This window comes from Paenarthrobacter sp. TRD_SC_7 (assembly GCF_056156245.1).
The window spans coordinates 911,596-924,332 of the sequence record NZ_CM149587.1 but is presented as its reverse complement, the minus strand read 5'-3'; the positions used below and the strand labels follow the sequence as shown (position 1 = coordinate 924,332).

Sequence of the window (12,737 nt, the reverse complement as noted above, 5' to 3'; positions counted from 1 at the left end):
CCGGTCATGAGGAGTCCTGCAACTGCGCTAAGCTAGGACTCGCTCGGGGGAGTCTTTCCCGGGCAGTGCGGGCGTAGCTCAATGGTAGAGCGCTAGCTTCCCAAGCTCGATACGCGGGTTCGATTCCCGTCGCCCGCTCCAAGAAAACCCCGGATCCAACGATCCGGGGTTTCTTTGTCTCCGTTGCCTGAACGCCCGACGACGGCACTCACCAAAGAGGGCCGCTTACCCGTCGACCGGGAGGCCTCGCGAGCCTAAACTCTTACGTACATCCACCTATCCAGGAGGTCCTCCAATGACTCTCACCGACGATGGTGAGGCGGGTCCACTCGCCGTCATCAACCGCCTGCTGGAAGCCACGAACAAGCACGATCTTGAAGCCCTGGCTGAGTGTTTCGCGCCGGGCTACGTCAACGAAACGCCAGCCCACCCCACCCGGGGATTCACGGGACGGGACACTATCCGCAGCAACTGGGAGCAACTTTTCACCGGCGTACCGGACATCGCAGCCCGCATGCTGTCCCACAGTGTGAATGGGAGCAGCGTGTGGGCCGAGCTGCATTTGAAGGGCGCCCGCCGTGACGGCACGCCGCACGAGATGACCGGCGTCATTATCTTCGGCGTGGACGAGGGCATCATCAGCAGCGCCCGCTTCTATTTGGAGCCCGTGGAGCAGGTTGTGACAGTGGACGACACCGCGGATCGCGTAACACACCGCGTAACGCATGGCCGTCCGGCCGCTCAGGCGGCCCAATAGGCAGGGCCCGCCGGGGCCCATTGACCCAAGGGCCCCCGGGGCCAGCTGCGTGACTCCTGCCACAACGCCGTCCGGGGAGGTGTATCGTCAGGAGTCAGGAGCCATTTCGGCTCCGCTCTAAGGGAGCCATCATGGGCGACAAATCACCGCGCCAAACTGCATCGAAGAAATCCAGCAAATCCATCAAGGAAAAACGCGCGGATAAGCGGGCTTCCGAGTCCTCCGCCACCGAGGCGGCAAAGCCTTCTACCGGCAACAAGAAGTGACCGCGCCAACCGGCCAGCTGAGCATAGGCGTCTTGGCTTCCTCGCTGAAGCCCAATGAGCGCCGCCTGCCGATCCACCCGCAGCATCTGGAGCGCATTGCTCCGGAAGTCCGGCAACAGCTCCGCTTTGAACATGGCTACGGCGAGCGGTTCGGTGTCCCGGACAGCAAGCTTGAATCACTGGTGGGCGGGCTTGGTACACGCCAGGAGTTGATCGCCAATAACGATGTCATCCTCCTGCCCAAGCCGCAGGCCCGGGACTTGGCGGAGCTCCGTGACGGCCAAACACTGTGGGGCTGGCCGCACTGCGTGCAGGACCGGGCAATCACCCAGTTGGCGATTGACAAGAAGCTCACGCTCATCGCCTTCGAGGCCATGAACCACTGGGCCGGCGACGGTGGCTTCGGACTCCACGTCTTCCACAAGAACAACGAGCTAGCCGGGTACTGCTCCGTGCTGCATGCCCTGGCATTGACTGGTTCCACTGGGGACTACGGCCGCCGGCTCAGCGCTGTGGTGATCGGATTCGGGGCCACGGCCCGCGGTGCCGTCACTGCGCTGAATGCCCATGGCGTCCACGACGTCCAGGTCCTGACCAACCGGGGCGTCGCCGCCGTCGGCTCGCCGATCCATTCGGTACGGATCGTGCAGTTCGACCATGACAGCAAAGCACCGTTCCTTAGCGAAGTCATCACGGACAAGGGGCGCAAGCCCCTGGCGCCGTTCCTGGCCGCGGCGGACATCGTAGTCAATTGCACCCTGCAGGATCCGAACGCCCCGCTGACGTACTTGCGGACAGAGGACCTGACGGAGTTCCAACCGGACAGCTTGATCGTGGATGTTTCCTGCGACGAAGGCATGGGATTCAGCTGGGCCCGGACCACGACGTTCGACGAGCCCATGTTCCGAGTGGGCGGGCACGTTAACTACTACGCCGTGGACCACAGCCCGTCATACCTCTGGAACTCTGCCAGCTGGGAAATCAGCGAGGCGTTGCTGCCATTCCTGGAGACCGTAGTGGCCGGGCCGGGTGGGTGGGACGCCAACGAGACCATCTCCCGCGCCATCGAGATCCGTGAAGGCGTTATCCGCAATCCGGACGTCCTTGAGTTCCAGGGCCGCTCAGCGGAGTACCCACACCTACCTGCGGCCTAGCGCCACGCGGAATGAAGCGCCCCCCGGTACACCGAGGGCGCTTCAACCGTTTAAGCCCTCTGCGGCTCCTGAACAATCCGCAGCACCCGCCGCCGGTCACGCAGGTCCACCTTGATGTGCAGGGATGACTTCCGGGCCAGTACGACGGCGACTACCGCAGCCGCGATGGCCGGTACGCCGCCGGACACCAGGACGGCCAAGTGCGGACCAAGGTGCTCGGCGAGCCAGCCCATCATGGGACCGCCGATTGCCTGCCCACCGATCAGCACCACGAGGTACAGGCTCATGACGCGGCCGCGGATACTCATGTTGGAGCTGGTCTGAACCATCTGGTTGGCCGCGGTGAGGAACATGAGGCACCAGAATCCGGCGAGGACCATGGTGACGCTGAACCACACCATCGACGGCATCAGCGAGGACGCACAGAGCATGAGCCCATACAACCCCGCCGATGTCACCACCGAGCGCAACCGCAACTGGCGACGCCGCGTGGACGCTACCGCTCCCATCAGCGCACCGAGCGCAACCATGGCGTTGAGCAGGCCGTAGCCTCCGGCGCCGGCGTCGTACACGTTGTCCGCGAAGGCGGCCAGCAGCACCGGCAGGCTCATGGCGAAAACTGCCACGAAACCGGCCATCAACCATGGCCAGTAAATAGTGGGCTTGCGGAGCGCGTAGTTGAGTCCTTCGCGGAGCATTCCCTTCTTGCGAGGGGTCGGCCGGCTAATGTGCAACTGGTCCTTGCGGAGGATCAGCAGCATGGCAACCGTGGAGCAGCATGCCACCGCGTTGGCGGCGAAAGCCCATCCTGCGCCCACAGCCGTCAGCAGCACACCGGCCAGGGCGGGCCCGATCAGGCCGCCGAGCTGGAACGTAGTGGAGTTCACGCTGATGGCGTTGCGCAGGTACTTGGGCCCGACGAGCTCGTTGACGAACACCTGCCGGGCAGGCTGGTCCAAGACGGTCACGAAGCCCAAAACCAAGGCGATGACGTACACATGCCAAACTTCAACCCGCCCGCTCAAGGAGAGCACCGCCAGCGCGGCTGCCAGTACCGCTGCCGCCGATTGGCAGATGATAAGGATCTTGCGCTTGGCGAAGCGGTCGGCAATCATTCCGCCCCACGGGCCAAGGAAGAGCGAGGGCATGAACTGCAACGCCACAGTAATTCCGACGGCGGTGACGGAACCGGACAGCTGGAGCACCATCCAGTCCTGGGCGATGCGCTGCATCCAGATCGCGATCACGGCAATGAAGTGGCCGATCGCGAAGATCCTGAAGTTGGGGACCTTCAGGGAAATGAAGGTATGACGCCAGGGCAGCTTTTCACTCACGACGGCGAGTGGCTGGGTGACGGTGTCCGCGGGCGGAGGTGCGGAGAGGGAATCGATGACGGGCTGGCTGACGTTTGCCGCTGAAGGCGGTGGGGGTGCCAAAGGTAGTCCTCGGATGCAGAGTTTCGGTGGGATGCGTTTAACGCTATGGTTGCCAGCAGCAATTATGGAAGCGTATTGCGCCTATAACTAGCATTGCGGAATGCAATGACCTGCTTGCAGCACCGAGGAAAGGGCGCAGTACTCCGGCCCAGCGCTGACCTGCGCTTTAGGAGTTCCGTGTTCGAACCCGTCCAGCTCCGTTCCTTTTTGGCCGTCGCTGAAACGCTGAGTTTCACCAAGGCGGCAGATCGCCTGGGGCTCGCACAGCCCACTGTCAGCCAGCATGTCCGCAAGCTCGAGGCCGCCGCCAAGCGGGTGCTCGTTGCCCGTGATACCCGCGACGTGAGGCTCACCGACAACGGCGATGCCATGGCCGGCTTTGCCCGCAACATCCTCGCTGCCCACGACTCCGCCGCCCGCTACTTTTCCGGATCAGCCATGCGGGGGCGCCTTCGCTTTGGTACAGCAGACGACCTCGCCATTACCGGCCTCCCCCGCATCCTTCGCGAATTCCGACAGCTATATCCGCAGATCAACCTTGAGCTCACCGTCAGCCAAAGCGACCAGCTCTACAAGCGCCTGAACGCCGGGCAGTTGGACCTGGTGTTCGTAAAGTGGGTGGCCGGCGCGAAGGAAGGCACGGTGGTCCGGCACGACAACTTCGCATGGGTAGGCGTCGAACAGACCGTGCTGGAACCAGGGGCGCCGGTCCCGCTCATTGCCTATCCGGCACCCAGCCTCAGCCGGAAATTGGCGATCGATGCCTTGGAAGCCGAGGGGCGGACCTGGCGGATCACCTGTAGCACCAAGCAAATCAGTGGCGTGTTGGCGGCCGTGCGTGCGGGCATCGGAGTTGCCGTCATGCCGGCATCCTTGGTGCCCGAGGACTTGAAAGTGATCACCCAACGCTTTGGGCTGCCGCCGGTAGGGGACGTCGATTTCACGCTCATCCGGAACCCGCTGGCCAACGCTGAGGTCATCGATGCCCTCACGCAGGCCATTATGGGCAGGACGCTGAGCAAGTCGAACTGATGTTCAACCGTGTTCGACGGTTGCGCGCCGCCGGACTGGATCGTCCCTGAGCCGCGGGCGACAGTAGAGTGTTCAAAAGTATCTGTTGGACGAAGTTAGACAGAATGGCGAATCCGGGACATGTTTCTGTTCAGCAAACTGGCCGGCCCAGGAACCGACGACGTAGGTTGTCGTCTCCACGCGGCAACGCTCCAAGACATATCCCGCGCCCACATCAAAGAAGACAATGTCCTGACTTGGTTTCAAACGGTCTGGAGACAAAATCCACGCCCCTTGGCCGCCGAGGTCTGGGTATTTTCTCCGGATTTTGAGCATGTTCTCATGGTGGAGCATCGCTGGCGCGGGCTGGTTCCCCCTGGCGGGCAGGTAGACCCGGGAGAGACCCTTCGTGAGGCTGCTGCCCGGGAGCTCGCTGAAGAAACCGGACTGCGTCCCACATTGGCGGATCGTCCTGCTTTTGCTGCAGCGCGCTCCTTCAGAGCAGACTGGCTCAGTACGTTGAACGTCTCCTATTGGGCGACGGCGCGTCCGGATGCCGCTCTTGAGCCAGAGGCCAATCAGCCCGCCCGGTGGGTACGGCTCGAGCAGCTTGCGCGCACATTTCCATCCTCAAGACGAGGCTGTCATGAGGCGTTTCGGCGCGGAGCGTGCGGCCGCTGAGAATCAGCGAGCGAAGACCAACTTTGGGCTAGCGGCAAAGGAACGGACCAGAATCCGCTCAATCGACTGAAGGCATTCCCCCCGCGAAGCCTCTATTTCCCCGAAGTGCTCGTCAAACAGGCCTTGCTCATATCCACCCGCCAGGTTGTCAGACACTATGTGCAGATAGTCGAAAGTAATGCCGGAATCTTTCGCGGCGGCAGCCATCCGTCCGATCTCAGGATCCACCAATCCTGCCTGCTCCGAGAAGATACTGAGCCATTCGACAGTTTCGTCCAACGTGCTTGGTTCAGTTGCGTGGACCTGGTCTGTGAGAACTGTGATCCTGGCATCAGGCGCGTCCAGGGCGACCAGGCGGCTATCCCAGGATATTTGCGCACCTTCCACAATTGACACTGATCCAGTGGCAATTGTTCGGTTCGGTATTACATGGGAATGCAAGGCTCCGAGTTTACCCACGTAAACAACCCAATCAGTAACGCCTCTTTCAGCCAAGACCCGGACAAGTTGCCCACCGATATCTCCCCAATAGCTCAACTCGAACCCGATGAGCAGGATACTGAAGCCGTCGAGGTCGTATGTCCGGTATCCCACGCCCGTTTCTACATCCCACGAAACCTCGCCGCCGGCGAACAGGTGCTCGACGTATCCGATGACCACAGCGTTGAAGCTCCCCAGATCTTCCCGGACGAGAGAAGCCACAAAATCCAGGCCCTGTTTCGCTGTCAGCAACGGCTGCGAGAACAGCAACTCGGTTTCGTAAAATTGTGCGGCCGTCTTGAGTAGCTCTATGTAGTGATGCGTGTAGTCGAGTCCCGGCGGAATGATGCACGTCAACTGCCCATCCACATCGTGAGTAAACCGGGGACGACGCCAATTGAATCTCTTATGCGCCTTTTTCCCCACCGAGGGAAAATCGAGGATGCTCGAAGAATGGACAATTTTTATGTTACTGGCTGCCTCCAGCACACCCCGTGGGGGAACCTTTGGCAGGACGTATTTGGAGAGCAAGGGACCCATGGTATGAGTCCACTCCACATCCCGGTTGATGCCTTCGACCACTGCAACTTTCTTGTTGCTAAGACCGGTTTCCGACGTTGTCATCACAAGCTCTCAATCTTTTGGAGTTCCGATTTGATGATGCGTAGTGCCGCGTCGAGGTTTGACTGCGCATCACCCGATTCAAGAGTCCGCAGAACGGATCTTTTCGATATTTCATGACTCAACGCCTTTGAAACCCGCCCTTGATACGAGATGAACCCCTCACTGCCACCGGTGGCTGATCGGGACTCGAAGGCCCCCGACTCAGTAGGCTTCATGGCTCCGTGGAGTCTTGAAGCTGCAACTTCTGCCGATGTGTCCAAAAGGATGACAACGTCCGGAGCCGGGAGGTCGGCGAAGTAGCCTGCCGCCAACGATGCCACGCGTGCGTTGACCGAGAAGCGGGCTGCATGCTTGTAGAACCAGCCGTCGACGACGACCGTGGCTCCCTCTTCGAGTTGTGGCCGTACTTTTGCTTCAAAAAAGAGCCTGTACCAAGAGCAGATCATATGAAGCCAGTACTCCTCCGAGTACAGCCAGACTTCTTCGGTGCGAGGATAGCCCCAGGTCAGGGCGTGCATTTTTGCCAGACGATCACCCATTGCAGAACCATCCGAGACTTCCCAGTGGTCTTTCCAGAGGTGTGAAAGTCGAAGCCCAGGCAACCGGAGGGGGTTGCTGGCCAAGGCTCTGACAAGATGAGATTTCCCGGAACCGTCGATTCCTTCTACAGCGATGAATTTTCCGGAATACGCCTGACCAGGTGAAGTCACAGTGCACCCTTGATTCTCAAGAGGATTCATCATTTGGCTGCCTCCAAGGGAGAGCTTGCTGCTGGCTCTTGGGGAAAGTTGCGAAGCTTTGCAACGGGGCTGCACATGAGGACGACAATGGATGCGATGCTCACAATAGCCGCCGCGAAGAGCGTCTCACGGGATCCGAAGGCCGCTCCAAAAGCACCAGCGATGACGCTGCCGACAGGCACGGCGCCCCAGGAGATGAATCGGACACTCCCCATCACCCGGGACAGCAATTCCGGCGGTGTCACCATTTGACGATAGGTACGCGTGGTTGTGCTCGTTATTACGGTGCCGGCGGCAAAGAGAATCGACCCGATGGCGAAGGACGCGAAGCCCGCGTATCCCTGGCCCATCGGGATCAGGAATCCTCCGATGACGAGGAGGAGTGAGGCCAGCAGACATGCTTTTGCTGAGCCAATCCGTTGAGGCAATGAGGCGGACAAGGATGCTCCAATGAGGGCTCCTATCCCTTCCATAGCGAGAAGGACGCCGACCAGGTAGGAAGGTGCGTTGAGCTCCCGGACCAGGTAGATGGTAAAAAGGGCCAGCTGGGCACCACCTACAAAGTTGATGATGGTGGCGTTCCAGAGAGTCGATCGCATCACGGAGTCCGACAATGTGAATCGAAGACCTTCCTTGATCTCCAGGCGGATTGAAGATTTCGCCGGATGCGACTTTTGCTCGGCTGCAGGCATCCGTCGGAGGAGGATGGCTGACAGCAGGTAGCTCACCGCATCAGCAAGGACAGTGAGGATGGGGCCAAGCAGCTGAACCAGGATTCCTCCGAGGGACGGGCCGCCAAGCTGGGCGACAGCGTGGGTCCCGCTCATGAGACTGTTCTTTTCCTGCAACTGCTCTTTCGGAACAACCTTCGGTATGAAAGTAGCGCTGGCAACGAAGAAGATGACGTCAGCGAATGAGATGACCAATGCCACCACAATGAGTTGGGCCAAACTCAGCAAGTTCAGCCACCAGAAAAGCGGGATGGACAAAACCGCCAGGAACCGGACTACGTCCATCCACACCTGGGCATCGCGCAACGGGAGCCGCTGGACGATGGCTCCAGCCGGCAGGCCAATCACCAGCCAGGCAACATGGGCAGCCGCTGCCAGGAGCCCGGTCTGCAATTCATCGGCATGCAGTATGTGAACCGCCGTGAGAGGTAGCGCAACGGCCGTTATAGCGGTGCCAACGGTCGAAGTACTGTATGCCGTCCAGTAGGTCCAAAACCGACGGTTTGATGCGGGGGCACTTTCAGACACAATTACCTAACTTTCCGATGTCATGCTGTGTACTACACCAATCCGAGGGTTCCGAGACGATCAGTGGTCGCCGGCGACCCACAGAGGCCAATGCGCTCCATGATCTTGAGAACGGGCCGGGCCATCTTCTTCTTGTCGGCGGCTGTCTTTTCAGCGTTGAAAGTTTCCGCCAGAATTGTCGACGCCGTTCCGGCGGGGATGCCGTAGCGAGCAAACTCAGCCTCCAAGGAGGCCACGTCAGGGTGGAGGAAGCAATCAATGAGATCGGGAACCAGCGGTCCGAGGATCTGTTGCTCCTCCCCGGAAAGAGAGTGCCAGTAGATCGGAAAGTAGGCCGAGAAAAAGGCATGGTGCCTGGCTTCGTCGGCAGCGTGGTCGTGGATTGACTCTTTGATTGGAGCGGCAAATTCTTCGTACCGGGGCAGTGCTGTAAGCGTTCCTGTTATTAACAGTTCCGAGATACTTACGAACATTGTCATAAGCTGATGCCTCATGCCGGCCGGAACGGACTCTGCGATGAGGGCAATGCGCTGCAGGAAGTGCGGCCTTTCGGTGAAATCCGCAGAAATTCCCTTCTCGATCTCAAGGCGACGAAGCAGGGCGTAGGTGAAATTGGCGTGGTATGCCTCATCGACGTACATACGGAAGGCGTCTTGACGCATTTCGGGCGGGAGATCCAGGCCATCCCGTGAGCGGGCGATGTCCATGATGACCGGATTTACTGCGTCGGTTTCCAACGCAAGGGTGAACTTCAGGTAGCGCTCCAGATGGGCAAGACGGATTCGCTGCCGGAACCGTTCCCCCTCCCGGTGAAAGTAGTCGTGGCTCAGAACCGGCACAAGGTCGTCAGGGAAGAGCAGTGCTCCTCCCAAGGATGACCCCTCGATCCGGTCCGGACTGCTCCGGACCGACGATTTGCTGTCCCAGTTCTTAAATGCACTGACATACCTGACGCTGTCGCCTTGCCTGCTTTGCCCCGCCGTTCCGTGCGCTGCCTTAAGCCCGCCCATGGGGCAGGACGGAGGCGGAACTGCGCAACCCACGAATAATCCGGCGGCCCCACACATGCTAAGTTCCCCCCACGTCGTGAAGCATTTGTGTGTCCCGCATCGTCTGGACGAACTCCTCGACGTCCGGTTCGACGACTGCCGGGTCTGCGCTGTATTCGGCAGCGATCGCACCGGCTACCTCCTGGACAGTTGCCGGCACTTCGAATCCCAGCCACATCGAGGATGCAACCGGGTCCAAGTCGACGAAGGTGCCCGCGAGACCCAGGGTCATCTTTTGGCTGCTACGATCCAAGCGCGAGCGGACTCGCAGATTCCACGTGTATTTCTGTGACATGTTGTGCATTTCAGACCATGACCTTGGCGGAGATCCTGCGGCATACCTTAACCACTTGCCGGACCCACTCCCCCGGCTGTTCCGCGTCGTAGTTCCGCATTGTCTCGATCTGCCAGTACTCCTGAAAGGGAAGGACGTCGCTTTCTGCCAGCTGAACCCTTCTGGCGCGCCATTTGGGGCTTCGCCCAACGAGGCCGTTGGAGATCGCCACAGCATCAACGGCGTGGCCAAAGGCGAGCTTGGCGGAGAGGACCGAGCTTATGATGTCAGAGCTTTCCAGTTGCCCGACTGCATCTTCAAGGTAAATGTCAGACAAAAGCAGGGCTTGTTCCGTGAGCATTTCATGCCAAGTGGATTCCCGGAGCTGCCGTTGTGTCTCTGCTACTCCATCGTGCCCAAAGATCGCCCGGCCATGGCCCAATTTTTCGAGGAAATCCAACTCAAAGTAGCTGAGTCCCTCCAGAGCGCTGGACGATCGCTGGTGGTTGTCCCGCCCGACTAGACCAAGCACTTGATCTACCTGCTCAATGGTCCAGACTTCCACGTCCGCCCTCCTTCCAGGGAGTTCGATGGTTGCCACTGGAATGCCACCGGCCGCGAAACGGGTGTCGTGAAATTCTTCAAGGACGTAGTCGGGCTCGAGCACATCCACCACGAGGTAGAGATCCACGTCGCTGTCGGCGTTGCCCCACCCCTGAATCACCGACCCGGCAGCGAAACCAAAGCGAACGCTGTCACGATCGAGCTTGCAGGTCTTGAGAACTCTTTCCAGCGACTCATCGCTCAACAGCAGGTCCAGTTCGTTCGTCAATGGACTGCTCATTTGCTGACCTCCTGTATGAAACCTGCGTGAAGGAGCGTCAGTGCTGCATCGGCGACGCTCGCGGTATCGATTTTCAACTCCGTACAGATGGATTCGAGGTCGTTCACACCATTAATGGCGTCCAGAAGCTGGAAGATAGCTTCTTGCCTGTTCTCTACGACGAAGTTGATTTCGCCGCCTTGGATCAGGAGGACGCTACCGTCCTCCTCTACGTCGGCCATGATTGAATCGGGCTCCCGTTTAAGGACCATGGTGGAGATGGCAGACGAAGAACCGGAGAAAGCGAGCGGAATTGCCTCGGTGAATTCTGTGGCGCCTCCCCGAAGGCTGATGTGGGAAGTGGCTTCGTTGGACCCATAGGAGATCGAGTCAGGCTTGAGGTTATCCAGGAGGCCCAGGTTCACAAGCCGGAGAATCTTGTCTATCCGGTGCTTGGAGGGCGCTTCCAAGGATGCCTTCACCAGGGTTCGTACGGCATCGGCATCGATGTACTCCTTGCTCCGCTCGCTGTGGAACGCGCGCTCAACGAGTTCGAAGTCATTGGATGCAAGCATCTTGGCGAACATGATGTTCACGGACTCGAAACCTTGTCCATGGTAAAAGGGCACTTTCTCCCGGTACGCATAGTGGTCGGGGAGATGACGGGCTGCGGCTTCACGCAAGATTGATTTGTCGTGCAGAAAATCTGCCTGCTGATTTTTAGGGACGGCTTTGATCAGCGCTACGAGTGCGGGATCGAGGTACGGGACCCTGGCTTCGGTCCCGAAAGCGGCAGCTGTCCGGTCTTCATGCCAAAGGTTGTACTGCCTGACGTCACCGGTCTTCCACACCAAGTAGGCCTCATAGAGTTCGGAGGGCGACTTCTTTGCGCGGGGGCGAACAGGCGAGATTCCTCCCATCGCCCAGTCGCTGCTTCCTGCTGAGTCCATGCTTGAGACGACGTTAAGGAAGTCCTCCCACGATCCACCGTCGGCGAGCATCTTGGAGTAGCCCCCGTAATACTCATCTGCTGCAGCGCCCAGCAACATTCCTTTAAGTTCCGGGTAGAGCTCCCTGGCCAGTTTGTGCATGGAGTACTTGAAGTACTGCTCCGGGCTGGTCTGCGGAGACTCGACTGTCCGGACCAAGTTGACCCACTCGCCAACACTGGGAACTTTCAGCGGATCCACCACCGCTTGGTGGTGGGGCAGCCCAAGGTAATGGGCAGATTCCCATGCATGACGGGCGTCTGCGGATGCAAGTGTTCCCTCGGTCAAAATTGAGAACGTGGGCATGTCCGCTTTGCCCGCGAGGGCTGCGACCAGAACGGAGTCGACCCCTCCGCTAAGGAAGATTCCAAGTCCCACATCGGCCGTGGAGCAGGAACGAACCGAATCGGTGAGAATTTCATCAAACAGGCGAACGAAGTCTTCACGTTTGGTCAAGCCCTCGAAGCCGAAATCCCGTTTCCTGACGGCCCGGTCTGTCCAACCTTCCCGTGCCAGCTCAAAACTGCGAATGGTTCCCGCCGGGACAAGCTCAATTCCCTTGAACCACGAAGTTTGGCCCGAGGCTGTAAGGCGTGGCGTGGCTGATAGCGCCGGGTTGGACAGTGCTTCCGACCAATCGATCTCCCCTTGGACATCGGGGTGTGTCAGCAGAGTCTTGATCTCGGATCCAAAGACCAAGCCCTTCCCACCCGTGGTGTGAAAGAGTGGCTTAATCCCGAACTCATCGCGTCCCAACAGGATTTTTCCCTTGCGAAGGTCCACGACGACGCATGCAATCATCCCTTGAACGCGGTCAAGAAATCCTTCGCCATCACGTTCGTACAGGTGGAGAAGAACCTCGCAGTCAGACCGGGTCCGCAGTTTGATTCCCGGTATCTGCTGCTCCAGTTCCCGGTGATTGTAAACCTCACCATTGGCAATAACCTGGACCATTCCGTCTTCCGAAACAAATGGTTGCCGGCCATTCTCCGGAGCTGTGAGCGCAAGCCGGGTGAAGACCAGCGTGGTATTGGCCCTGTGCTCTACAACAGTCTCGTCCGGGCCCCGGTGCTCAAGCTGCTTGGCCATCGCCTGGGCAACCTGTTCTCTCTGTCCAGAGGCCATCGCTCCGAAGCGGTCAACGAATCCGCCAAGTCCACACATGCGTCATTCCTTCACTTTGGTTCAGATGCA

At 59.4% G+C, this 12,737-nt stretch carries 13 protein-coding genes and 1 tRNA gene; 6 read left to right on the top strand and 8 right to left on the bottom strand.

The window, feature by feature from the left end; genetic code table 11:
• Positions 1–67 precede the first annotated feature (67 nt).
• The 4 genes from AC0J5Z_RS04580 to AC0J5Z_RS04565 all read left to right on the top strand — a co-directional run bounded on the left by AC0J5Z_RS04580 (position 68) and on the right by AC0J5Z_RS04565 (position 2,177).
• Positions 68–141 (top strand) — tRNA-Gly (locus tag AC0J5Z_RS04580).
• A gap of 154 nt (positions 142–295) precedes the next feature.
• Positions 296–757: a nuclear transport factor 2 family protein gene (locus tag AC0J5Z_RS04575; protein WP_475037729.1), complete on the top strand. Its 462-nt coding sequence runs from the start codon at positions 296–298 to the stop codon at positions 755–757.
• Between the two features lie 131 nt (positions 758–888).
• Entirely contained in the window at positions 889–1,023 is a 135-nt protein-coding gene (locus AC0J5Z_RS04570) for a hypothetical protein (protein ID WP_011776304.1), read from the top strand.
• Positions 1,020–2,177 (top strand): N(5)-(carboxyethyl)ornithine synthase, encoded by a 1,158-nt coding sequence (locus AC0J5Z_RS04565; RefSeq protein WP_475037727.1) that lies wholly within the window; start codon positions 1,020–1,022, stop codon positions 2,175–2,177. Before AC0J5Z_RS04570 ends, AC0J5Z_RS04565 begins: the two co-directional genes overlap by 4 nt.
• A gap of 50 nt (positions 2,178–2,227) precedes the next feature.
• Here the strand turns inward: AC0J5Z_RS04565 and AC0J5Z_RS04560 are convergent, their stop codons facing one another.
• Positions 2,228–3,613 (bottom strand): MFS transporter, encoded by a 1,386-nt coding sequence (locus AC0J5Z_RS04560; RefSeq protein WP_475037726.1) that lies wholly within the window; start codon positions 3,611–3,613, stop codon positions 2,228–2,230.
• A 177-nt stretch (positions 3,614–3,790) separates the two neighbouring features.
• Here AC0J5Z_RS04560 and AC0J5Z_RS04555 point away from each other — a divergent pair, with 177 nt between their 5' ends.
• Positions 3,791–4,645 carry a LysR substrate-binding domain-containing protein gene (locus tag AC0J5Z_RS04555; protein WP_475037725.1) on the top strand — a complete coding sequence of 285 codons (855 nt, stop codon included), beginning with the start codon at positions 3,791–3,793 and terminating at the stop codon, positions 4,643–4,645.
• A gap of 120 nt (positions 4,646–4,765) precedes the next feature.
• Positions 4,766–5,305: an NUDIX domain-containing protein gene (locus AC0J5Z_RS04550; RefSeq protein ID WP_475037724.1), complete on the top strand. Its 540-nt coding sequence runs from the start codon at positions 4,766–4,768 to the stop codon at positions 5,303–5,305.
• 3 nt (positions 5,306–5,308) lie between these two features.
• Here the strand turns inward: AC0J5Z_RS04550 and AC0J5Z_RS04545 are convergent, their stop codons facing one another.
• The 7 genes from AC0J5Z_RS04545 to asnB all read right to left on the bottom strand — a co-directional run bounded on the left by AC0J5Z_RS04545 (position 5,309) and on the right by asnB (position 12,707).
• Positions 5,309–6,409, bottom strand: a complete 1,101-nt coding sequence (locus tag AC0J5Z_RS04545; RefSeq protein WP_475037721.1) for a hypothetical protein — start codon at positions 6,407–6,409, stop codon at positions 5,309–5,311.
• Positions 6,409–6,948, bottom strand: a complete 540-nt coding sequence (locus tag AC0J5Z_RS04540; protein ID WP_475037718.1) for a hypothetical protein — start codon at positions 6,946–6,948, stop codon at positions 6,409–6,411. The genes AC0J5Z_RS04545 and AC0J5Z_RS04540 overlap by 1 nt, the downstream gene beginning before the upstream one ends.
• Positions 6,949–7,148: 200 nt before the next feature.
• The gene (locus tag AC0J5Z_RS04535) at positions 7,149–8,408 is read right to left on the bottom strand and encodes an MFS transporter (protein WP_475037716.1); all 1,260 of its coding nucleotides are present in this window, start codon (positions 8,406–8,408) and stop codon (positions 7,149–7,151) included.
• A gap of 32 nt (positions 8,409–8,440) precedes the next feature.
• Positions 8,441–9,280, bottom strand: a complete 840-nt coding sequence (locus AC0J5Z_RS04530) for a diiron oxygenase (protein WP_475037715.1) — start codon at positions 9,278–9,280, stop codon at positions 8,441–8,443.
• Between the two features lie 196 nt (positions 9,281–9,476).
• Positions 9,477–9,752: a PqqD family protein gene (locus tag AC0J5Z_RS04525; protein ID WP_475037714.1), complete on the bottom strand. Its 276-nt coding sequence runs from the start codon at positions 9,750–9,752 to the stop codon at positions 9,477–9,479.
• A 10-nt stretch (positions 9,753–9,762) separates the two neighbouring features.
• A complete protein-coding gene (locus AC0J5Z_RS04520) occupies positions 9,763–10,575 on the bottom strand; it encodes a hypothetical protein (RefSeq protein WP_475037713.1) in 813 nt (270 codons plus the stop codon).
• Positions 10,572–12,707, bottom strand: a complete 2,136-nt coding sequence (asnB, locus tag AC0J5Z_RS04515; protein WP_475037711.1) for an asparagine synthase (glutamine-hydrolyzing) — start codon at positions 12,705–12,707, stop codon at positions 10,572–10,574. The genes AC0J5Z_RS04520 and asnB overlap by 4 nt, the downstream gene beginning before the upstream one ends.
• Positions 12,708–12,737: the final 30 nt, after the last annotated feature.